23 protein-coding genes are annotated in these 22232 nt (G+C 60.0%); 3 read left to right on the forward strand and 20 right to left on the reverse strand.

The genetic code is table 11. The features are described from left to right. Nucleotides 1-6: 6 nt before the first annotated feature. From ABDX87_RS05645 to ABDX87_RS05660, 4 genes are all read right to left on the reverse strand, one after another. Nucleotides 7-570 (reverse strand): DUF1285 domain-containing protein, encoded by a 564-nt coding sequence (locus tag ABDX87_RS05645; protein WP_346831988.1) that lies wholly within the window; start codon nucleotides 568-570, stop codon nucleotides 7-9. A gap of 10 nt (nucleotides 571-580) precedes the next feature. Next, nucleotides 581-1186: a DUF4823 domain-containing protein gene (locus ABDX87_RS05650; RefSeq protein WP_346831989.1), complete on the reverse strand. Its 606-nt coding sequence runs from the start codon at nucleotides 1184-1186 to the stop codon at nucleotides 581-583. A gap of 190 nt (nucleotides 1187-1376) precedes the next feature. Then, entirely contained in the window at nucleotides 1377-2345 is a 969-nt protein-coding gene (locus ABDX87_RS05655) for a GTP 3',8-cyclase MoaA (RefSeq protein ID WP_346831990.1), read from the reverse strand. A 146-nt stretch (nucleotides 2346-2491) separates the two neighbouring features. After that, nucleotides 2492-3154: a TetR/AcrR family transcriptional regulator gene (locus ABDX87_RS05660; RefSeq protein ID WP_346831991.1), complete on the reverse strand. Its 663-nt coding sequence runs from the start codon at nucleotides 3152-3154 to the stop codon at nucleotides 2492-2494. 76 nt (nucleotides 3155-3230) lie between these two features. Here ABDX87_RS05660 and ABDX87_RS05665 point away from each other — a divergent pair, with 76 nt between their 5' ends. Then, the gene (locus ABDX87_RS05665; protein ID WP_346831992.1) at nucleotides 3231-4364 is read left to right on the forward strand and encodes an aminotransferase class V-fold PLP-dependent enzyme; all 1134 of its coding nucleotides are present in this window, start codon (nucleotides 3231-3233) and stop codon (nucleotides 4362-4364) included. A gap of 257 nt (nucleotides 4365-4621) precedes the next feature. Here ABDX87_RS05665 and ABDX87_RS05670 read toward each other — a convergent pair whose 3' ends face one another. From ABDX87_RS05670 to ABDX87_RS05730, 13 genes are all read right to left on the reverse strand, one after another. Beyond that, a complete protein-coding gene (locus ABDX87_RS05670; protein ID WP_346831993.1) occupies nucleotides 4622-5413 on the reverse strand; it encodes a TatD family hydrolase in 792 nt (263 codons plus the stop codon). Nucleotides 5414-5428: 15 nt separating this feature from the next. Then, complete coding sequence (locus ABDX87_RS05675; protein WP_037011754.1) at nucleotides 5429-5785, reverse strand: PilZ domain-containing protein; 357 nt, start codon at nucleotides 5783-5785, stop codon at nucleotides 5429-5431. Nucleotides 5786-5828: 43 nt separating this feature from the next. Next, nucleotides 5829-6815: a DNA polymerase III subunit delta' gene (locus tag ABDX87_RS05680; RefSeq protein WP_346831994.1), complete on the reverse strand. Its 987-nt coding sequence runs from the start codon at nucleotides 6813-6815 to the stop codon at nucleotides 5829-5831. Continuing rightward, the gene (gene tmk, locus ABDX87_RS05685; RefSeq protein WP_346831995.1) at nucleotides 6808-7452 is read right to left on the reverse strand and encodes a dTMP kinase; all 645 of its coding nucleotides are present in this window, start codon (nucleotides 7450-7452) and stop codon (nucleotides 6808-6810) included. Before tmk ends, ABDX87_RS05680 begins: the two co-directional genes overlap by 8 nt. Nucleotides 7453-7471: 19 nt before the next feature. Continuing rightward, entirely contained in the window at nucleotides 7472-8704 is a 1233-nt protein-coding gene (gene mltG, locus ABDX87_RS05690) for an endolytic transglycosylase MltG (protein ID WP_346831996.1), read from the reverse strand. Between the two features lie 3 nt (nucleotides 8705-8707). After that, nucleotides 8708-9526: an aminodeoxychorismate lyase gene (gene pabC, locus ABDX87_RS05695; protein ID WP_346831997.1), complete on the reverse strand. Its 819-nt coding sequence runs from the start codon at nucleotides 9524-9526 to the stop codon at nucleotides 8708-8710. After that, nucleotides 9523-10767: a beta-ketoacyl-ACP synthase II gene (fabF, locus tag ABDX87_RS05700; RefSeq protein ID WP_346831998.1), complete on the reverse strand. Its 1245-nt coding sequence runs from the start codon at nucleotides 10765-10767 to the stop codon at nucleotides 9523-9525. Before fabF ends, pabC begins: the two co-directional genes overlap by 4 nt. A gap of 107 nt (nucleotides 10768-10874) precedes the next feature. After that, nucleotides 10875-11111 carry an acyl carrier protein gene (gene acpP, locus ABDX87_RS05705; protein WP_081567453.1) on the reverse strand — a complete coding sequence of 79 codons (237 nt, stop codon included), beginning with the start codon at nucleotides 11109-11111 and terminating at the stop codon, nucleotides 10875-10877. Nucleotides 11112-11297: 186 nt separating this feature from the next. Further along, nucleotides 11298-12035 carry a 3-oxoacyl-ACP reductase FabG gene (gene fabG, locus ABDX87_RS05710; RefSeq protein ID WP_346831999.1) on the reverse strand — a complete coding sequence of 246 codons (738 nt, stop codon included), beginning with the start codon at nucleotides 12033-12035 and terminating at the stop codon, nucleotides 11298-11300. A 14-nt stretch (nucleotides 12036-12049) separates the two neighbouring features. Next, nucleotides 12050-12988: an ACP S-malonyltransferase gene (gene fabD / locus ABDX87_RS05715; RefSeq protein ID WP_346832000.1), complete on the reverse strand. Its 939-nt coding sequence runs from the start codon at nucleotides 12986-12988 to the stop codon at nucleotides 12050-12052. Nucleotides 12989-13118: 130 nt separating this feature from the next. Next, entirely contained in the window at nucleotides 13119-14126 is a 1008-nt protein-coding gene (gene plsX / locus ABDX87_RS05720) for a phosphate acyltransferase PlsX (RefSeq protein ID WP_346832001.1), read from the reverse strand. A gap of 4 nt (nucleotides 14127-14130) precedes the next feature. Beyond that, nucleotides 14131-14313, reverse strand: a complete 183-nt coding sequence (gene rpmF / locus ABDX87_RS05725) for a 50S ribosomal protein L32 (protein WP_003179396.1) — start codon at nucleotides 14311-14313, stop codon at nucleotides 14131-14133. 13 nt (nucleotides 14314-14326) lie between these two features. Further along, a complete protein-coding gene (locus ABDX87_RS05730; RefSeq protein ID WP_074757751.1) occupies nucleotides 14327-14854 on the reverse strand; it encodes a YceD family protein in 528 nt (175 codons plus the stop codon). A 106-nt stretch (nucleotides 14855-14960) separates the two neighbouring features. Between ABDX87_RS05730 and ABDX87_RS05735 the strand changes: the two genes are divergently transcribed. Continuing rightward, the gene (locus ABDX87_RS05735; RefSeq protein ID WP_346832002.1) at nucleotides 14961-15539 is read left to right on the forward strand and encodes a Maf family protein; all 579 of its coding nucleotides are present in this window, start codon (nucleotides 14961-14963) and stop codon (nucleotides 15537-15539) included. Between the two features lie 66 nt (nucleotides 15540-15605). Here ABDX87_RS05735 and sppA read toward each other — a convergent pair whose 3' ends face one another. Genes sppA through rluC form a run of 3 tightly spaced genes read right to left on the reverse strand, consistent with a single transcriptional unit; the run spans nucleotide 15606 to nucleotide 18238 of the window. Beyond that, on the reverse strand, nucleotides 15606-16601 hold the full coding sequence (gene sppA / locus ABDX87_RS05740; RefSeq protein WP_346832003.1) for a signal peptide peptidase SppA: 996 nt from the start codon (nucleotides 16599-16601) through the stop codon (nucleotides 15606-15608). Nucleotides 16602-16608: 7 nt separating this feature from the next. Continuing rightward, a complete protein-coding gene (locus tag ABDX87_RS05745; RefSeq protein WP_346832004.1) occupies nucleotides 16609-17289 on the reverse strand; it encodes an HAD-IA family hydrolase in 681 nt (226 codons plus the stop codon). After that, nucleotides 17279-18238, reverse strand: a complete 960-nt coding sequence (gene rluC / locus ABDX87_RS05750; protein ID WP_346832005.1) for a 23S rRNA pseudouridine(955/2504/2580) synthase RluC — start codon at nucleotides 18236-18238, stop codon at nucleotides 17279-17281. The genes ABDX87_RS05745 and rluC overlap by 11 nt, the downstream gene beginning before the upstream one ends. Nucleotides 18239-18955: 717 nt before the next feature. On the opposite strand from rluC, the gene rne reads away from it, so the two are divergent. Then, nucleotides 18956-22228, forward strand: coding sequence for a ribonuclease E (rne, locus tag ABDX87_RS05755; RefSeq protein ID WP_346832006.1), 3273 nt, complete (start codon nucleotides 18956-18958; stop codon nucleotides 22226-22228). The last annotated feature ends 4 nt before the right edge of the window (nucleotides 22229-22232 follow it).

A 22232-nucleotide genomic window follows, 5' to 3' on the forward strand; every position in this document is an offset into this window, starting at 1 on the left:
GATCCGTCAGGGCTCCAGACCGATACGGAAGAACTCGCCATGGCTCCAGACGCCCATCCAGCGCTCCCCTTCGATCTCGCGGGTGACCGACAGGTCAACCAGTTGATAGAAGACATTGCGATGGATCAACGCCTCCAGGTTGCTGCGCACATGGAGGTAAGGCGCTGGCTCCTGGGTTGCCGGGTCGATCGAGACGCGCAAGGGATGTTTGGCACCCGCCTCCACCACGTCTTCGACGTTGGTGGTGAAACGCAGCACCTGCGATTCGCCCTCGCCCAGCACTTCCAGCAACACTGCCACGAAAGGCGCGTCATCGACCGTGATACCGACCTTCTCGACCGGCGTGATCAGGAAATAGTCATCGCCGTCGCGCCGGATGATGGTGGAAAAGAGGCGGACCATGGGTTTGCGCCCGATCGGCGTGCCCAGATAAAACCAGGTGCCGTCGCGCGCGATGCGCATGTCGATATCGCCACAGAAATCCGGATTCCACAGGTGCACAGGCGGCAACCCCTTGCCGCTCTTGGGGATCTGCGCCAGCAGGTCATTGGCTTTGCCCGGATCACTCATACGCTATTCCTCAGCGGGCTTCGACGCCCAACAAACTGCGAGCGTAATCCTCCATCGGTGGACCTAGCAAATCCTCAGGCTTGGTGTCGTGCAGCGTCAGCAAGCCGCCACGGCTGTGAATCCGCGCCGAATCGATCAGATAGCGACTGTTGGTTTCGATCAGCATCAGCTGAATCACACCGCTGTCGACTCCCAGACGATCCACCGCTTCTTGGTCCGACCACTCGTCAAAATTGCCAATGCGGTCGTCCGCTTTGGCAAAACGGGTATAGAGCAGATAATGCGCGCCAGCCGCACGGGCCTCGTTCATCGCATCATCCAGACCTTCCGGTGCGCGCGCGCGGCGAACCATCGGGAAGTACTCGATGAAACCGTTGAAGGCTTCTTCGGCGACCACGTTAGGACGCGGGTAGGCGCCGCCCGGCGGAGCGAAGGCGCCTTGAGCGATATAAATGAACGAGTCCGGCTGCAGGCGGAAGTTATTGATCCGGCGCGTAGAGCTATGGTCCAGCAGACCCGCGTCGCTGAGCTCGTCATGGGCGCCCTGTGCCAGATCGCTGACGTGCATGCAGCCACTCAATGCCAACGACGTCAGCAGTAAAACCAGGCTACGCATTACTTCCTCCAAAGTCCGGCGACGGAAAACCGGCGAATGGCCGGTTAATGCAGCTTTTGCGCCAGCTCTGGGTAAACCTGAGGCACTATGCCCGTGGGAGCGAATTCATTCGCGAAAAGTCTCGCATACAGCAGAGATGTCACGACCCTGCTGGCCTATCGTACGGTTCGATTCGCGATAGGGGCAGGACTCAACCGCCGATGATCTTCATGACGGTCGCGCCGCCCGAAAACGCAACCGCCTGCTTGTCACCCAGTGCTTTGATCAGCAAGCGCTGCAACGCCGGCAAAGCCTCGTGCCGCGGCTTGTCGAAGAGATCGCCGACGTAATGACGATGGCTGGACGACAGGCAACCGTGCAGCCATCCCGTCGAGGAAAGACGCAGACGCGAGCACGTGCGGCAGAACGGTACGCTTTCGTTGGCGATGACGCCGAAATAGCCTTTATCAGGAATGCGATAACGAACCGCCGTCGCATCGACCGGCGCATCGGCCTGCAAATACTCGTAATGCTCGCCGATCAGCGACAGCAGTTGCGCAAGGCTGACGAATTGCTGAAGAAAGGCATTCTGATCGCCTGCCAAATGCCCCATGCGCATCAACTCGATGAAGCGCAATTCGTAGCCACGCGTCAGGCAGTAGTCCAGCAGCGGCATGACCTGATCAAGGTTCTGACCCCGCAACGGCACCATATTGACCTTGATCCGAATGCCCGCCGCCCTCGCCTGCTCCATGCCCTCGAGCACGGTGTTCAAGTCGCCTCCCCGAGCGATCACGCGAAAGGCGGCGGGATCAAGCGTGTCTAGCGAAACGTTGATCCGACGAATGCCGGCGTCCAGCAAGATCGGCAGCTTGCGCGCCAGAAGCTGGCCGTTGGTGGTCAGGCTGATGTCGGAAAGGCCCATTCGGCCAAGCTGGCGCATGAAGCCCTCAAGACGTGGGCTCACCAACGGCTCGCCGCCCGTGATACGCAAGCATTCGATGCCTGCCGCCTCAATCAGGTATTCCACGCCGCGCGCCATGGCGTCCGCCGACAGTTCGTTCTGCGCAGCGACCAGCCGCTTGCCGTCGGGCACGCAGTAGGTACAGGAGTAATTGCACGCAGACGTCAGACTGATCCGCAGGTTGCGGAAACGTCGGCCTTGGCGATCAACGATCATGGGAAACTCCGGGGATGGCACAGCACGCAAAAAACTGACTCATAAATCAACTTTTAGCAAGCGGCATTCCGGGCAAACACTGAGCCGATCATGGGCAGAGCACGCTAGCGTGTCTGCCCATGAGGTGAGCTATCGAGAAACGAGGTTCACGCCCCGGAGATTTCCGGCTTGAGGTCATGACCGGATTCAGGGTCACGCTTGCGCTTGTTGCCCATGCGCACACCGATGTCCATCAAGAACTGGAAAAAGCCTTCCTGATCTTCCAGCACATTGCTCCAGAACGGCGAGTGGTACAGCGCCACCGCGCCATGCACCAGCGCCCAGGCCGCGCAGTAGTGGAAATAAGGCGGCACGTCTTCCAGCTTGCCTTCGGAGATCCGGCCTTTGATGAGCAGGGTCAGGTGTTCGAAGTTCGAGGCACGGATCTTGTGCAACTGCTCGACCATCTCCGGGACCTGGTTGCCCTTGACCACCTTCTCTTCCAGACGGTCGAACAGGCGATACCGCTGCGGGTCACGCATGCGGAATTCAAAGTAGGCGCGCGAGAGCGCTTCCTTGTCCTTGTCGACGTCGGCAGAGTGAAGCAACTCGTTCAAATCACGCTCGTAGTCGAGCATAAGACGCAGATAAATCTCCGCCTTCGACTTGAAATGCTTATAAATGGTGCCTTTGCCAATACCCACGGCATCAGCAATCATCTCGACGGTGACACTGTCTTCACCCTGTTCGAGAAACAGCTTGAGCGCGGTATCGAGAATTTCTTGCTCACGGCGCCGAAACTCACGGACCTTACGAGGTTCTTTCTGCATAGGAAGAGGCTGTGGGTTCAAAATCGAAGCCGCACATTATGCCTAACTTGCAGCAAATTGCACGGATCATCCGACCATGTCTACGTTTCATGACGAATTCGCCCAAGCCCCCGATTTGCGATATTTAAACCACGCAGCGGTCGGTCCATGGCCAAAACGCACCGCTGGCGCAGTCCGTCAATTCGCTGAAGAGAACGTTTTACTGGGCGCGCGCGACTATCCGGACTGGATGAAGGTCGAGCAACGCCTTCGTGAACGGTTGGCCCGGCTGCTGAACGCACCGTCGACCGATGACATTGCCCTGGTCAAAAACACCTCGGAAGCCCTGTCTTTTGTCGCTTTTGGCCTCGACTGGAAAGCGGGCGATAACGTGGTGATCAGCGACGAAGAATTTCCGTCCAACCGTGTCGTCTGGGAAGCCCTCAAGCCGCAGGGCGTCGACGTGGTTCAAGTCAGCTTGAAAGGCGACGACCCGGAAGCGGCACTGCTGGCGGCGTGCGGGCCGCGCACACGCCTGCTTTCCGTCAGCTCGGTGCAGTTCGCGACGGGTACACGCCTGAATATCGAACGCCTGGGTCACGGCTTGAAGCAACGCGGCGTGCTGTTCTGCATCGACGCCATTCAACACATTGGTGCCCTTCCCTTCGATGTTCAGGCCAGCCAGTGCGACTTCGCGATGGCGGACGGCCACAAATGGATGTGCAGCCCGGAAGGACTTGGCGTTTTCTATTGTCGCGCCGCGTTAAGGCCCCACCTGAAGCTGCACGAGTTCGGCTGGCACATGCTCGAGCACTCCGGTGACTATGGGCGTGAAGAATGGCAGCCCGCCGCCAGCGCTCGGCGGTTCGAATGCGGCAGCCCGAATACACTCGGCGCCATGGCGCTGGACGCGAGCCTGTCATTGCTCGAAGAAATCGGGATGGAACAGGTCGGGAATGCTGTCCTGGAACGGGTGAAATGGCTCGAAGAAGGTCTGAGCGCGATCAGCGGTGTGCGATTGCATTCATCCCGCGAAGCCGAGCGACGCTCCGGCATCCTGACTTTCAGCATCGATGGCTTGCAGGCAAACACTGTGTGGCAACAACTCATGCAAAATCAGGTGGTGTGTCTGCCCAGAGGGCCTGGGGTACGATTTTCGCCGCACTTCTACACACAATCACGCGTGATCGAAGACACATTGGCGATAGTGCGGCGCGTCGCCATGCATTGAGGTATCAGCAGCGGTCTGATATTCCAAAACTGTTTAAAAAACGTACAGCACAGCGCTGGACGCCCGTGGAATATGACCAATACTTAAATTCGCTGATGCGGCATCTCCCCCAAGTGCCGGCATCGGTAAAGGCACCAATGGATAGCGTGTCTTTGTTTTACTCCTAATGGTCTTAACCCGGATTCACCCCCCAGAACCCGGGTTTTTTTTGCCTGCAATTTAACGCTTCAGCGCCTGGTCTTTCGGAAGCGGGCGCCTCAAGCGGCCTGCTTGACTCTGGCCAGCGGAAACAGACGCTTGAAGTTATTGCTGGTCTGTTCGGCAAAACGCTCGTAGCTTTCGCCACGCAGCATCGCCAGAAACTCCGCCACTTCACGAACGTACTGCGGCAGATTGGGCTTACCACGGTAGGGAATCGGCGCTAGGTAAGGCGAGTCGGTCTCGACCAGCAGACGGTCGGCAGGCACTTTGCTCGCCACATCGCGCAAGGCGTCGGCATTGCGAAATGTCACGATGCCAGAGAGCGAGATGTAAAACCCAAGGTCCAGTGCGGCCTTGGCCATGTCCCAGTCTTCCGTGAAGCAGTGCAGCACGCCCGCCTGGGGCAAGGCGGCTTCACGCAACAGGGTCAGCGTGTCTTCGCGCGCACCTCGGGTGTGCACGATCACCGGCTTGCCTGTCACGCTGGCTGCCTGTAAATGCAGGCGAAAAGAGGCCTGCTGCAACTCCGCCGCTTCCGGCTCGTAGTGATAATCCAGGCCTGTCTCACCGATGGCCACCACGCGTGGGTGATTCAACTCATTGAGCAACCACTCCATCGCGGGCGCCTCGCCCGGTTTGAGGTCCAGCGGATGAATGCCGACCGAGCAATCGACGTCGTCGTAACGCTCTGCCAGCGCCTTGACCGCCCCGGCATTGTCGGCGCTGACGCCAATGCACAGAAAATGACCGACACCACGGCCGCGAGCAGCCTCAAGGGCGTTATCGAGCGAGCCGGCGTGTTCGGTGAGATCGAGACGATCCAGGTGGCAATGGGAATCTACAAGCATGGGAATCGCAACAACTTACATCGTGTGGGTAGGACGGTCGGACTTGAGGGCGCCGGCCAGGTAATTTTCGATCATGTTGCGCGCGGTATTGTCGCCGTCGTTGAACTGCACGCCAACGCCCGCCGCGCGATTGCCCTGTGCGCCCTTGGGCGTGATCCAGGTGACTTTGCCCGCGACCGGGATTTTCTCCGGCTCGTCCATCAGGTTGAGCAGCATGAACACTTCATCGCCCAGCTTGTAGCTCTTGCTGGTGGGAATGAACAGTCCGCCGTTCTTGATGAAGGGCATATAGGCCGCGTACAGGACAGACTTGTCCTTGATGGTCAGGGACAGGATGCCGTTACGTGGACCTGGGCTCAGTGGCACGCTCATCTCAACTTCCTCGGGCAATACTGATGTCATGCAGAGGGCCAGTCTAACCCTGTCCGGTCAAGGATGCCCACTGCACCAACAAGGCTTCGAGCAACAAAACCCGATTCAGGTTCGCTTTAGACAGCACTTTCTGACGCTGCAACAGCACCCAGTCCTGCATGGCCAACACAGTGGACTGACGCGACTTTTGCGCCAGGTACTGCAGCACCTTGCGCATATCAGCCAGCCCGAGGCCGCTTTCGTCCTCGGTGAGCTGGTAACGCAGCACCAGATTCGACCAGTCGCAGAACCAATCGAACAACAGCAACAACGGGATGTCTTTCCAGCCTTCGGCGAGCTGAGTCGGTGATTGCTGACCTTTGAGCAGCTTCTTCACCCCGTCTACCACCTGGGCGCGTTGCTCTCGCACACCTTGCGCCTGAAGACTCACAGCGGCCAGCGGAGAACCGGCTGCCAGTGTCAACAGCTCGACGCGTTCGTCTTCGGTGCAGTCTGGCAAGGCCTCCGCCAGCCACGCCACACTCATGGCTTCGCTCGGCAGCGGGCAGGCCTGCTGGACACAACGGCTCTTGATGGTGGGCAACAAACGGCTGGGCTGATGACTGACCAACAGCAACACGGTGTCCCCGGACGGCTCTTCCAGACTTTTCAGCAAGGCGTTGGCGGCGTTGATGTTCATCGACTCCACCGGCTCGATGAGCACCACCTTGCGCCCGCCCATCTGCGCGGTCTGAACCACGAAACTGACGAGGTCACGCACCTGATCGACCTTGATCGCCTTGTCCGCCTCTTCCGGTTCCAGCACGTAATTGTCGGGATGACTGCCCGCCGCCAGCAACGAACAGGACTTGCAGTGACCACAGGCTTCCAGCCCCTGAGGTTGCTGGCACAACAACAGGTACATCAAACGCTCGGCGAGCGCCCGCTTGCCGATGCCCGCCGGACCGTGAAGCAAGTAGGCATGCGCATGCTGGCTACGGCCTGCCAATTGCTGCCAGAGCGCGTGCTGCCAAGGGTAGGCCTCAGCCATTTCGGCGTGCCGCCAACAGGTCCAGCAAATCAGGCATCAGCGTATCGAGCGACGCCTGCACCTGATCCAGCGGCAGCGCGGCATCCACCCGACGATAACGCTCAGGCGCGGCGGCGGCACGATTCAGGTAGGTCGTGCGCACCGCCTCGAAGAACGGGCGGCCTTCCTGTTCAAAGCGATCCAGACGACCACGCGCCGCCGCGCGCGACAAGCCGATCTCCACCGGCAGGTCGAACACCAGCGTCAGGTCGGGCCGCAGATCGCCCTGAACGAAGTTTTCCAGCGCGGCAATGCGCTCGACCGACAGACCGCGACCGCCGCCTTGATAGGCGTATGTTGCGTCCGTGAAACGATCGCAAAGGACCACCGCCCCCCGGGCCAGCGCCGGGCGAATCACGCCCGCCAGATGCTGCGCACGGGCCGCGAACACCAGCAGCAGCTCGGTGTCGGCATCCATCGTTTCGTCGCTGGGCGCCAGCAGCAGTTCGCGAATGCGCTCAGCCAATGGCGTGCCGCCCGGCTCGCGGGTCAGCACCACATCGACACCGTGGCTGCGCAGGCGCTCGGCCAGGTATTCGCGGTTGGTGCTCTTGCCCGCACCTTCGGGACCTTCCAGCGTAATAAACAAACCGGTCACAGGCAGTCCTTAATCAGATTCATTGCGGGCTCTGCTCGCCCTTCTTCTCGACCTTGTCACTTGAGTCGGTCGGCGCATTGGGTTGTTCGGCTGTCCCGGGCTCTGGCGTCTTCTGCTCAGCCGGCTGTGGCTGGGAAGCTGTGGACTCAGGCGCTGGCGTCGTGTCGGTCGCAGGCTTCTCGGCCGTCGGCGCCGCATCGACGCCCGGCGCAGGCACAACGGGCGCAGGGCTGGAGCGGTAGTCGGCCCGACGTTTGAGCTGAAACTCCTTCACGGCCGCGTTGTGAGCCTCCAGGTCGTCGGAGAACACATGGCTGCCGTCACCTCGTGCGACAAAGTACAGACTGCTGCCCGCCACGGGGTTCATGGCGGCATGAATGGCCTCGCGGCCGACCATGGCGATGGGCGTCGGCGGCAGACCGGAAATGACATAGGTGTTGTAAGGCGTGGCTTCCTTCAGAAAAGCGCGGGTGATCTTGCCGTTATAGCGCTCGCCGAGTCCGTAAATGACAGTTGGATCGGTTTGCAACAACATACCTTGCTGCAGTCGTCGTACGAAAACCCCTGCGATCTCCCCACGCTCCTGCGGCACGCCCGTCTCTTTCTCCACCAACGACGCCATGATCAACGCCTGATAGGGATCGACATAAGGTACGTCCGCCGCTCGCTTTTCCCATTCCTCCTGCAGCACCGCATCGAGCCGGTTATACGCCTGCTTGAGCAATTCGGCGTCGGTCATCCCGCGGACGTAGCGATAGGTGTCGGGAAAGAAGCGACCTTCGGGGAAGACATTGGGGTGGCCCAGTTTGGCCATCACCTCACTGTCGCTCAGATTGCTGAGGGTCTGTTCGAGCTTCGCCTGCTTGCCGAGCGCCGCGCGAACCTGACGGAATGTCCAGCCTTCGACCAGCGTCAGACTGTACTGCACGACGTCGCCCTTTTCCCACAACGCCAACAACGACTTCGCCGTCATGCCCGGCGTCATGCGGTATTCACCGCTGTGCAGCGACTGGCCAGACAAATTGAAACGCCAGTAAAGGCGCAACAGGAAAGCATCCTTGATGACGCCGTCGGCTTCCAGACGATTGAGCACGCCCGTCGGCGACGAGCCCGCCGGCACATCGAGCAATTGCTCTTGCGTCAATTTCAAGGGTTGTTGCAGCGCGTTGCTCTGCTGCCAGAAGGCCAGACCCAGTAACAGCCCCGCCAGAATCACACCGGTTTCCAGCAAGACAAATAATTTTCGGATCACGAATCAGATATCCAGAAGCCCGCGAACGAGGTTTTGCAGTTTACGGGTGACCGGTCCAACCGGCCAGTTCAGTTGCTCGAACGCACGAACAGGCCAGATGCCATAGACGCTGTTACACACAAAGACCTCATCGGCCTTTTGCAGGTCGGACATCTGCAGATCAAGCGCGCGAGCCGGCATGTTTGCCTGCTCGGCCAAGGTCAGCAATTCGGCACGCATCACGCCCGCGACCCCGCAGCGCGTCAGGTCCGGTGTCAGCAGCACGCCGCCCTTGACCATGAACAAGTTGCTGTAGACCCCTTCGACGACCCGGCCCGTGGTGTCACGCATCAGGCCCTCGGCATGCTCTGCATCGGTCCATTCTCCGCGCGCAATGACTTGCTCCAGACGATTGAGGTGCTTGAGACCTGCCAACAGCGGCTGTTCGGCCAGTCGGGTCTTGCAGGGAAAAAGACGAACACCCTGTTCGGCATTCGCCTGAGGGTAGAGAGGCAGCGGACTGCTTTGCAGGATGCGCCGAGGCTGGGCGTCGACGGCGGGCGCGTAACCGCGCACGCCATCGCCACGGGTGACGATCAACTTCATCACGCCTTCGCTCATCTGCACCGCAAATGCCCGGCATTCCCGTTCAATCAACGGGAGATCGAGGTTAAGCGCCAGGCGCCGTCCACCCAGCGCAAGGCGCTGCAGGTGACGCTCGAACAGCAATGGCTGGCCCGCCTTGACCAGAAGGGTCTCGAACAGGCCATCGCCGTAGGCCAATCCCCGATCCTTGACGGGCAGGGAGTCGGCCGGCGCGCCATCGATCCAGCACACTGTCATTCGGCGTACCGACGGAACACCAGTGAGCCGTTCGTGCCGCCAAACCCGAACGAGTTGGAAACGACAACGTCGATCGGCATGTTGCGCGGTTCATGAGGCACGAAATCCAGATCGCAACCTTCGCCCGGCTCATCGAGGTTGATGGTCGGTGGCGCCACCTGGCCATTGATTGCCAGTACGCTGAAAATCGCTTCGATGGCGCCTGCTGCACCCAGCAAGTGACCGGTCATGGACTTGGTGGAACTGACCGCCAGCTTGTAGGCGTGATCGCCAAAGACCGACTTGATCGCGTTGACCTCGGCCAGGTCGCCTGCCGGAGTCGATGTGCCGTGAGCGTTGATGTACTGGACCTGATCCGGCGTGACTTTCGCATCGCGCAAGGCATTGGTGATGCAGCGTGCCGCACCCGCGCCATCTTCCGGCGGCGAGGTCATGTGGAAAGCGTCGCCGCTCATTCCGAAACCGATCAACTCGGCGTAGATCGTCGCGCCACGGGCTCTGGCATGTTCCAGTTCTTCGAGAACCAGCGCACCCGCGCCGTCGGACAGCACGAAGCCATCACGGCCCTTGTCCCAAGGACGACTGGCGCGGGTCGGTTCGTCGTTTCGGGTCGACAGTGCACGGGAGGCGCCGAAGCCGCCCATGCCCAGACCACAGGCGGCCATCTCGGCGCCACCAGCAATCATCACATCCGCCTCGTCATAGGCGATGTTGCGCGCAGCCATGCCGATGCAGTGCGTGCTCGTCGTGCAAGCCGTCGCGATGGCGTAGTTCGGCCCTTGTGCGCCCAAGTGGATCGACAGGAAGCCGGAAATCATGTTGATGATCGAACCCGGTACGAAGAACGGGGAGATCTTGCCCGGCCCCTGCTCGTGAAGCAGGCGGCTGGTATTTTCGATATTGGTCAAACCACCGATGCCGGAACCCATGGCTACGCCTATGCGCTCACGGTTTGCGTCAGTGATTTCGATACCGGCATTGCGCACCGCCTGGAAGCTGGCAGCCAGGCCGTACTGAATGAAGAGATCGAGACGGCGCGCCTCTTTGGGCGACAGATAATCTTCGACCTTGAATCCTTTGACCGAACCGCCGAAGCGAGTCGTGTAAGCCGAAAGGTCCGTGTGTTCGATAAGGCCAATGCCACTATGGCCAGCCAGAATGCCTTGCCATGTACTGGGCACATCGTTGCCCAATGGCGTCAGCATACCCATACCGGTGACCACGACGCGTCTACGCGACACAGGACTCTCCTTTTTTCTATTGACGAAACGCTGCCCTGTTTAAAGAAAAAACCGCACGCCTGGGGCAGTGCGGTTTTTCCATGACAGCGAGCAACGATTACAAAATCTTACGCCTGGTGGGCAGTAACGTAATCGATAGCAGCTTGAACAGTAGTGATCTTCTCGGCTTCTTCGTCAGGGATTTCGGTCTCGAATTCCTCTTCCAGAGCCATCACCAGCTCAACGGTGTCAAGGGAGTCGGCACCCAGGTCTTCAACGAAAGAAGCGGTGTTGGTGACTTCTTCAGCCTTGACGCCAAGTTGTTCGGCAACGATTTTCTTGACGCGCTCTTCGATGGTGCTCATACCGTGTGTTAACTCCTAGTGGACAAATTCGGGCAGCTGGCCGATGGGTAAGTGTATAGAAGAGGTTTTGCGTATTTCAAGCTCAACGCAATCCCCGCTACGCCCATCGCCCCTCAACCCATTAATAGATTTCAGCTTTATAACGGATTTTAGACAGCCCGTATGACATTTTTTCGATACGGGAAGTCACATGTACATGCCGCCGTTCACGGGGATTGTAGCCCCGGTAACGTAGCCTGCACCTTCCGAGGCAAGAAAAGCGACCACATGCGCAATCTCTTCGGCCTGCCCCAGTCGACCCAGAGGAATCTGGCTCGTCAGGGAATCACGTTGTGCCTCAGGCAGCTCGCGGGTCATGTCGGTGTCGATAAACCCTGGGGTCACCGAGTTGACAGTCACTGCTCGCGAGCCGACTTCACGGGCCAGCGCGCGACTGAAACCTTCCAGTCCCGCTTTCGCGGCGGCGTAGTTTACTTGACCTGCGTTGCCCATGGCACCCACTACGGAGCCAATGCTGATGATACGGCCCCAACGCGCCTTGGTCATGCCGCGCAAAACACCCTTGGTCAGGCGATACAGACTGGTCAGGTTGGTGTTGATGACGTCATGCCACTCGTCATCCTTCATGCGCATCATCAGGTTGTCACGGGTGATGCCTGCGTTATTGACCAGGATCAACGGTGCGCCGACGCGCTCCTGAATCTGTGCCAGAACAGCACTGACGGACTCGTCGCTGCCGACATCGAGGGCAATACCGAAGCCTTCGATGCCGTTTTCCTTGAAGTAAGCCGTGATCTTCTCGGCTCCGGACTCGGTCGTGGCAGTACCTACCACAATGGCGCCGTTACGCCCCAGTTCCAGGGCGATCGCCCGACCAATGCCACGGCTCGCACCGGTGACCAGTGCAACTTTACCCTGACTCATGCAGGTTCTCCTTATCAGGCCAGCGCCGCGAGAGTGGCGGCGAAGGCATCCGGGGTATTGAGGTTGTGGGTGTTCACGCCATCGGCGCAACGCTTGTTAAGACCCGCCAGTACTTTGCCTGGACCGCACTCGACCAGTTGGAGTGCACCGTTGGCAGCCAGCGCCTGAATCGACTCGACCCAGCGAACCGGCTTGTACAGCTGTTGCAGCAAATCGGTTTTCAGCGTGTCCAGATCCGAGACCACGCTGGCGCTGACGTTCTGCACCAGAGGAATTTGCGGCGCCTGCCAGTCGATGGCAGCGACGGACTCGGCGAAACGCTCGGCGGCAGGACGCATCAGCTCGCAGTGCGACGGCACACTGACCGGCAATGGCAACGCACGTTTGGCGCCTTTGGCCTTGCAGGCCTCAATCGCACGCTCGACGGCCGCTTTGGCACCGGCGATCACGACCTGGCCCGGCGAGTTGAAATTCACGGCGCTGACGACCTCGCCCTGAGCCGCTTCGGCGCAGGCTGCGATCACATCGGCATCGTCCAGACCGAGGATGGCGGCCATGCCACCCTGACCGGCCGGAACGGCTTCCTGCATCAACTGACCACGACGCTCCACCAGTTTGACGGCATCGGCCAGCGACAGGCTGCCAGCCGCCACCAGTGCGCTGTATTCACCCAGGCTGTGGCCGGCGACGAACGCCGGACGCACGCCACCTTCTGCCAGCCACAAACGCCACAAGGCGATCGAAGCCGTCAGAATGGCCGGCTGGGTTTTGTCGGTTTGGTTGAGGTTTTCTTCCGGGCCCTGCTGAGTCAGCGCCCAAAGGTCATAACCCAAAGCGTCGGAGGCTTCTTTAAACGTGTCCAGGATCAACGGGTACTGCGCGCCCAACTCGGCAAGCATGCCGAGGGACTGCGAGCCCTGACCCGGAAAGACGAATGCGACGGAAGCAGACATTAACAAGCCCCTGATTATTGTCGTCGAAAAGAACGTCCGGACGGACCGAACGCAAGGTAATTCAAAGTGTTGCGACCGAACAGTTGGATGACCCACCAGTCACAGGGGTCACATTCTAGCTCAAGACACGTTACAGCAGCGCCTCCAGACGCCCATGCAGGCGCTCTGGCAGATTCTCCTGTATTTCGATCAGGGCACGCTGAATCGCGCTCTGAAAGCCCTGGGCACCTGCGGAGCCATGGCTCTTCACTACAATGCCCTGCAACCCCAAAAAGCTCGCGCCGTTGTGACGCGCGGGCGCCAGATCGGCCTTGAGGCGTTTGAGGAGCGGCATCGCCAGCGCCCCGACAGCCCTGGACAGCACGTTCTGGCGAAACAACGTCTCGATCCGCTCACCGATCATGGTGGCCAGGCCTTCGCTGGATTTGAGCAGGATATTCCCGACAAACCCGTCACACACCACCACATCGGCCTCACCGCGGTACAGACCGTCACCCTCGACAAACCCGATGTAATTAAGCCCCGGGGCGGCCTGTAACAAACTGGCCGCCAACTTGACCTGCTGATTGCCCTTGATGTCTTCGGTGCCGACATTGAGCAGTGCGACCTTTGGCCGCTCCACACCCAACGCTTCGGCAGCGACCGACCCCATGACCGCGAACTGGTAGAGGTTCTCGGCACTGCAATCGACGTTCGCGCCCAGGTCCAGCAGCTGACAGTAGCCACGCCGGGTCGGAATCGCCGCGACCATTGCGGGACGATCGATGCCCGGCAAGGTCTTGAGGACGAACCGTGAGAGGGCCATCAACGCACCAGTATTTCCGGCACTGACACACGCCTGCGCCTTGCCGTCCGCCAACAGACGCAATGCGACACGCATCGACGAATCTGGTTTGCCACGCAGGGCAAGCGAAGGCCGGTCATCCATGGTGATGACTTCGGTGGCATTGACGACGAGCAGGCGCGACCGATCGACACCGGAATGGCGTGCGATGAGTTCTTCAAGAAGGGAAGCTTGACCGACAAGGGTCAGATGGAGCGAGGGTGCAGCGAGCAGGCAGGCGATGCTGGCCTGAACAATGCTGCGGGGACCGAAGTCCCCGCCCATTGCGTCGATCGCGATGACCGGAGCGGACAAGAAATTACTCGTCAGCGCCCTTGTCGATCACTTTACGGCCACGGTATACGCCTTCAGGCGATACGTGGTGACGCAGGTGAACTTCACCGGTGGTTTTTTCTACAGACAGGGTGCTAGCCTCGAGAGCGTCGTGCGAACGGCGCATGTCACGGGCAGAGCGGGATTTTTTGTTCTGCTGAACAGCCATAATTGATTAACTCCTAAACGTTTGGGTCACGCTTTAACTGCGCCAATACACTGAACGGGTTGGACCGCGTTACCTCGTCCACGCTCGGCTCGGGCTCATCGAGGCCCGCCGGCTGCTGGCATTCTTTCGGATCATGAGTTGGCACAATGGGCAAGGCGAGCAAAAGCTCATCCTCGATCAACGCCAGCAAATCCAATGGATCTTCGCCGAGTTCCAGCACGTCATAGCCTTTCGGCAACGACTGGGTGTTTGCACCCTCCTTCACCACGGCGTAACTGCATTCGCTGTGGATCGGAAAGGTGACCAGCTCAAGACAACGCTGGCAAACCATTTTGACTTCGACGTCAATTTCGCTGTGAATAACCACGGCGCGTTGCTCGTCTCGTTCAAAAACGAATTTCGCCTGCACTGTACCGAGATTGTCAGCAAGCGGGTCGCAGAGTCTCTCCAAATCAGCCAGCAGCATCTCTCCCTGAAGAGTAGTGCCACGATCAGCTAATTTGCGCGGGTCAACGTGAGGTGGAATCGGGTCATTCAACATAGGCGCAGCATTCTAGGGACGAGGTCCTCGACTGTCAAAGGAAATTCAGGGCTGTTCGCAACCTGACCCTCTGATTACACTCGACTTTCATGTTTTGGAGAACCCCATGCTGCCTTTGCTCCTTGCTTCCAGCTCGCCTTATCGCCGGGAATTGCTCGAACGGCTGCGTTTACCGTTCGTCTGCGCATCCCCGGATATCGATGAAAGTCATCGCCCGCAGGAGTCCGCGATTGCGCTGGTGAAACGCCTGGCGCAAGAAAAGGCGATAGCGCTGGCCGCGCGCTTTCCGGATCACCTGATCATTGGCTCGGATCAGGTTGCCGTGCTGGGCGAGCAGATTCTCGGCAAGCCACACACCTTTGAGCGCGCCCTGGAGCAGCTCAGCGCGAGCAGCGGCAAAAGCGTGAGTTTCCTCACCGGCCTTGCGTTGTATAACAGCCAGACGGGCCATTGCCAGGTCGACTGCGTGCCGTTCACTGTCCACATGCGCGAACTCAGCGCACCTCGCATCAGCCGCTATCTGCATGCCGAGCAGCCGTACGACTGCGCAGGCAGCTTCAAGGCCGAAGGTTTGGGCGTGAGCCTGTTTCGCAGCACGGAAGGCCCGGACGCCACCAGCCTGATCGGCCTTCCTTTAATAAGGCTGGTGGACATGCTTGCAGAGCAAGGCGTCGAAATCCCCTGAGCGAAACGCATTTTGCGCGATAAAAAAAACCCGACCAATGGCCGGGTTTTCTGTGCTCAGGAGCGCTTAGCGCAGTGAAGGACCGTTGAATCCGGCCCACATTGCGATCTGCTCGGCCACGCTCGAACCCAGCTTCTTCGAGAAGCGATCGAACGGCGACTCCTGCACGGTGTAGTCGACCATGTCCTTCTCGCCGATTACCTCACGCGCCACATAACTGGCGCTGCCCAGGCCGTCCACGAGGCCCAGAGCGAGAGCCTGTTCGCCTGTCCACACCAGACCGGAAAACAGCTCTGGATGGTCCTTGTCCTTCAAGCGGTCACCGCGCCCTGCTTTCACACTGGCAATAAACTGCTTGTGCGTCGTGTCCAGCACACCCTGCCAAAAAGCAGTCTCGTCAGGCTTGGGTGGCTGAAACGGATCGAGGAAGGCCTTGTGCTCACCCGAAGTGTACGTACGGCGATCCACGCCCAGCTTCTCCATCGTGCCGACAAAACCGAAGCCGGCCGCCGTGACACCAATGGAACCCACCAGGCTCGCCTTGTCGGCGTAGATCTGATCAGCAGCGCTGGCAATGTAATAAGCGCCCGAAGCCCCGAGGTCGGTAATGACCGCATAGACCTTGATGTTCGGCTTCTGCGCGCGCAGACGACGAATCTCGTCGTAGATGTAGCCCGACTGAACCGGGCTGCCACCCGGACTGTTGATGCGCAGGATCACGCCTTTGGTTTTTTCATCCTCGAAAGCCGACCGCAGGCTGCCAACGATGTTGTCCGCGCTGGCCGCTTCAGTGTCGGCGATCATGCCCTTCACTTCGATCAAGGCAGTGTGACTGGCCTTGCGCGACGCTCCTTTCTCAAAATCCATCAGCGGCGAAAACATCACCAGCATCACGAACAGATAAAGAAACGTCAGGGATTTGAAAAAAATGCCCCAGCGACGGGCGCGACGCTGCTCCTGAACGCTGGCCAGCAAGGTCTTTTCCAGCAGCTGCCAGCTTTTTGCATCGGCCTTGCGCTCGCCGTCATCCTGCGAAGACGGTGCTTTCCATTCATCCGACATAGATCAATTACCCCAACAACGAAGATTCGGCAGTCCGCGCACCCAACCAGGCACGCAATTCGGAAAAATGCTCGATCGCCAGACGCGGCTCATATTGACGCAACGAATCCAGCGCCTGCGCGCCATACCCTACGGCCACGGAATCCATGCCGGCGTTACGCGCCATCAGCAGATCGAACGACGCATCGCCGATCATCAGCGCCTTTTCAGGCCGAACACCGCAATGCTGCAGGATTTCGTTGAGCATCAGAGGATCGGGTTTGCTGGCTGTCTCGTCGGCAGCGCGCGTCGCATCGAAGTAATCCAGCCAGCCATGAGCCTTGAGCACGCGATCCAGGCCGCGACGGGCCTTTCCGGTTGCTACCGCCAGGCGGTAACCCTCGGAACGGAACGCCTCCAGCGACTCATGCACGCCCTCGAACAACTTTGAGGGCTCGACATCCATCGCCATGTAACTGTCTGCGTAGCGCTGACGAAAATCGATCAGGTCATTGGCCGTGATGTCGGGGTACAACGTACGAATCGCCTCAGGCAACCCCAGGCCGATAATGCCCTTGATCGCCAGGTCGTCTCGCACAGGACGGCCGGACAACTCGGCGGCGGTCCGCATGGCCTCGACAATACGACCGATGGAGTCGGACAGCGTGCCGTCCCAGTCAAAAATCAGCAGCTCGTAATCACGGCGCACTCAGTAAACGCTCCACGGTCTTGGCCCACATTTCATCCACGGGCGCTTCCACTTTCAGCTCGCCACCATCCGGCAGCGGTACGGTGAGTGCATAAGCATGCAGGAACAGACGCTTGCCGCCCAGATCACGAATTTCGCGAGAGAAGTCCTCATCGCCATATTTGCTGTCACCGGCGATGCAATGGCCAGCATGCAAGGCGTGTACGCGAATCTGGTGCGTACGACCGGTGATCGGGCGCGCCTCCACCATCGTCGCGAAGTCACCGAAACGGCGCAGCACCTTGAACAGCGTCAGCGCCTCTTTGCCTTCTTCATTCACCTCGACCATGCGCTCGCCCGAGCGCAGGTTGCTCTTGAGCAAGGGGGCACGAACCTGCTTCTGAGACGTCGCCCAGTTTCCACGGACCAATGCCATGTACCGCTTGTCGACGCCGTCACCACGCAACTGCTCGTGCAAGTGACGCAACATGCTGCGTTTCTTGGCGATCATGAGCAGACCCGACGTGTCCCGGTCCAGGCGATGGACCAGTTCCAGCTCCTTGGCGTCGGGACGCAACTGACGAAAGGCTTCTATGACGCCGAAACTCAGACCGCTGCCGCCGTGAACCGCGATGCCAGCGGGTTTGTTCAGGACAATGAGGCCTTTGTCTTCGTAAACGATTGCCGCTTCCAGGCGCTGCAACAGACCCTGTGCGACGGGCACAGGTTCGTCACGTTCAGGCACCCGAACGGGTGGAACGCGCACAATGTCGCCTGCCTGAAGCTTGTACTCGGGCTTGATCCGGCCTTTGTTCACTCGCACTTCGCCTTTGCGCAATATGCGGTAAATCAAGGTCTTGGGAACGCCCTTGAGGTACGTGATCAGAAAATTATCGATGCGTTGACCGGCAAGTTCCGGCGCAACCTCTACCAGCTGAACGCCGGGGGTTGGGGGGGTGATATTCGTCATGGCGCAAATCATAACAATTTTTTATGGATTTGAAGCACTTAATGATTGCTGCTATAGTCGCGAACGCCGCCAAAAGCGGCCTGGACAGCGGACAAACGGTATGACAGCCGGCCCTGCCCAACGCAATTCACGAGGGCGCGAGGCCGCCCTACGGGGCTTTCGGTGACAACGGAGCGTCAGCAAGCGTAACGAGCGCAGGTGACATGAGGCCTGAAACAAGCCCGATCGCAGAGTGAGTCACTCGCCATCGAGGCCCATGTTCAAGGCCAGTTCACAAAGTGCAGTCGCTGGCAGACAAACCGGGCGAATGCTTCGGAAACCGAAGCCTTAATTTGAGCCATGACGCGTGAACTTCCCATCGAAGATCGCGTAAATGCAAACCCGCTGCGGATTCAGCGCGCGGCAGCACCCGAATTATCAGGGATACGTGTGGGGTGGAGACGCACAACCGTCGGACTGTGTAGCAAAAGGCTTTATTCAAGACGCTTCATATCGTCCGCTACCGATGGTTGATTCCTCCTCCTGACCAAGCTTTTGCTGACAGGGTGTCATTTGTCACCACAGCAAGCAGGAAACGTCGTCGCGACTACGGCCCCGCTGGCCGAATATCGCTAGACACTGGAGTGTCCAAGCACTCCTGACGCGCCCTGACACCGACCGTGAGAAGTCGTGTGTGCCGAACGCCGTTTCCGGCAGCCCGGAAACCGACGGTACTACATGAAAAGAATGCTGATTAACGCGACTCAACCTGAAGAGTTGCGTGTTGCGCTGGTAGACGGCCAGCGCCTATACGACCTGGACATCGAATCCGGGGCCCGCGAACAGAAGAAGGCCAACATCTATAAAGGCCGGATCACGCGCATCGAACCCAGCCTTGAAGCCGCGTTTGTCGACTTCGGCTCTGAGCGTCACGGCTTTCTGCCGCTGAAAGAAATCTCCCGCGAATACTTCAAGAAGTCACCGGAAGGTCGCGTCAACATCAAGGACGTCCTGAGCGAAGGCCAGGAAGTCATCGTTCAGGTCGAGAAAGAAGAGCGTGGCAACAAGGGCGCTGCCCTGACCACCTTCATCAGCCTGGCCGGCCGTTACCTGGTGCTGATGCCGAACAACCCGCGTGCCGGTGGCATTTCCCGCCGCATCGAAGGCGAAGAGCGCAACGAACTGCGCGAAGCGCTGAACGGTTTGATCGCCCCTGCCGACATGGGCTTGATCGTGCGCACTGCTGGCCTTGGCCGCAGCAGCGAAGAAATGCAGTGGGACCTCGACTACCTGCTGCAACTGTGGACCGCCATCAAGGAAGCGTCCCTGGATCGTGCCGCGCCATTCCTGATCTACCAGGAAAGCAACGTCATCATTCGTGCGATCCGCGACTACCTGCGCCAGGACATCGGTGAAGTCCTGATCGACAGCGTTGAAGCCCAGGAAGAAGCCCTGACCTTCATCCGCCAGGTGATGCCGCAGTACGCCAGCAAGATCAAGCTGTACGAAGACAGCGTTCCGCTGTTCAACCGTTTCCAGATCGAAAGCCAGATCGAAACCGCTTTCCAGCGCGTCGTCGAACTGCCTTCCGGTGGCTCCATCGTCATCGATCCGACCGAAGCCCTGGTGTCCATCGACATCAACTCGGCGCGCGCCACCAAAGGCAGCGACATCGAAGAAACCGCCCTGCAGACCAACCTTGAAGCGGCTGAAGAAATCGCCCGTCAACTGCGTCTGCGCGACATCGGCGGCCTGATCGTCATCGACTTCATCGACATGACACCGGCCAAGAACCAGCGCGCCGTGGAAGAAAAAGTCCGCGAAAGCCTGGAAGCCGACCGCGCCCGCGTTCAGGTCGGTCGCATCTCGCGCTTCGGCCTGCTGGAAATGTCCCGTCAGCGCCTGCGCCCATCGCTGGGCGAAAGCAGCGGCATCGTCTGCCCGCGTTGCAACGGCACCGGCATCATCCGTGACGTCGAATCCCTGTCGCTGGCAATCCTGCGCCTGATCGAAGAAGAAGCCCTGAAAGACCGTACCGCCGAAGTCCGCGCTCAGGTGCCGATCCCGGTCGCTGCGTTCCTGCTCAACGAAAAACGCAACTCGATCACCAAGATCGAACTGCGCACCCGTGCACGCATCATCATTCTGCCGAACGATCATCTCGAAACGCCGCACTTCGAAGTTCAGCGCCTGCGTGATGACAGCCCGGAAGCCCACAGCCTGCAGTCCAGCTACGAAATCGCTGCGGCCGCCGCCGAAGTGGAAGAAGTCCAGCCCGCGGCAGCGACCCGCACCCTGGTTCGCCAGGAAGCCGCAGTCAAGACCGCACCGGCTCGCGCCAACGCTCCGGTCCCGACCGAAGTCGCAGCACCGGTAGCCGCCCCTGCTCCGGTCGCTCATGAGCCAAGCCTGTTCAAAGGCCTGGTGAAGTCCCTGGTCAGCCTGTTCGCCACCAAGGAAGAGCCCGTCGCGCCGGCCGCAGTGGTTGAAAAACCGGCTGCCGAGCGTCCGGCCCGCAACGAAGAGCGTCGCAACGGTCGTCAGCAGAGCCGCAGCCGTAATGGTCGCCGCGACGAAGAGCGCAAGCCGCGCGAAGAACGTGCGCCGCGTGCCGAGCGTGAAGAACGCGCGCCACGGGAAGAGCGCGCTCCGCGTGAGGAACGTGCTCCACGTGAAGAGCGCGCACCGCGCGAGCCACGTGAGACCCGCGACGAAACCGCAACCCCACGTGAAGAGCGTCCTGCACGCGCGCCGCGTGAAGAGCGTCAGCCTCGTGCTCAGCGTGAAGATCGCAAGCCACGCGAAGAGCGCGTCCGTGAACTGCGTGAGCCGCTGGATGCCGCACCGGCTGTCAACGTGCCCCGCGAAGAACGCCCTGAGCGCGCACCGCGCGAAGAGCGTCAGCCTCGTGCGCCGCGTGAAGAGCGTCAACCACGTGCCGAGCAGGCCGCAGCAGCGGTTGAAGACGAAGCACTGTTGAACAACGAAGAGCAGCAGGACGAAAACGGCCAGGAACACGCCGAAGGCGATCGCCCTCGCCGTCGCTCCCGTGGTCAGCGTCGCCGCAGCAACCGTCGTGAGCGTCAGCGTGACGCCAACGGTGATGTGATCGAAGGCAGCGAAGAGCACCAGGCCGAAGCCGGTCACGACACCGTTCGCAGCGAAGGCAACAGCACTGAAATCGCTGCGGGTCTGGCCGTCACCGCCGCCGTTGCAGAAAGCGTGATCAGCGCCCCGGCCGAAGCCGACGCTCACCGTCAGGCTGAACGTGCCACCGCAGCTGTCGAAGCACCCGCTGTTGAAGCCGCGCCTGTCGAGAAAGCCGAAGCGCCTGTCGTCGAAGCGCCAGCCGTGGAAGCACCGACGGCGACCGCCAAACGTTCGATCATGCCTGAAGTTGAAGTCGCGCAATTCGACGCTTCTCTGAGCCCGTTCGAGCGTCAGGTGAAAGCCGCCGCTCAGGCTGAGACTGTCGAAACCCCGGCTGAGGTTGAAGCGCCTGCTGTTGTCGAAGCGCCTGCTCCGGCACCGGTCGTTGAGGCACCTGTTGCAGCGCCTGTCGCACCGGTCGAAGCGCCGAAAGCCGCTGAACCCGTGGTTGAGAAGCCAGTGATCGAGCAGCCAGTGGCTGCCGAGCCTGTGGTTGCAGCGGCTGAACTGGCGGCTCCGGAAATCGTCGCAGCGCCGGTGGCTGTAGAACCGGCACCGGCTCCAGCGCCAGTCGCAGCTGAAAAGCCAGCACTGCCGATGGCCAGCACCGGCCGCGCGCCGAACGATCCTCGTGAAGTTCGTCGTCGTCGCCTGGAAGCTGAACGCCTGCAGAAGGAAGCTGAAGCGGCCGCAAACGCTGCGCCACAACAAGCGCCAGTCGTTGCAGCGCCAGCACCTGTTGCTGTAGAAGCCGTCGCCAGTCCTGCCCCGGTTGTTGACGAGCACGTCAACACGAAGGAAGCGGTGACCGAGCACGGTGGAGAGCTGGAAGAAAGCAAAGAGCCCAAGCCGCTCGCGTAATCTT

The sequence above is a fragment of the Pseudomonas abietaniphila genome, assembly GCF_039697315.1.
Taxonomy (GTDB): domain Bacteria; phylum Pseudomonadota; class Gammaproteobacteria; order Pseudomonadales; family Pseudomonadaceae; genus Aquipseudomonas; species Aquipseudomonas abietaniphila_B.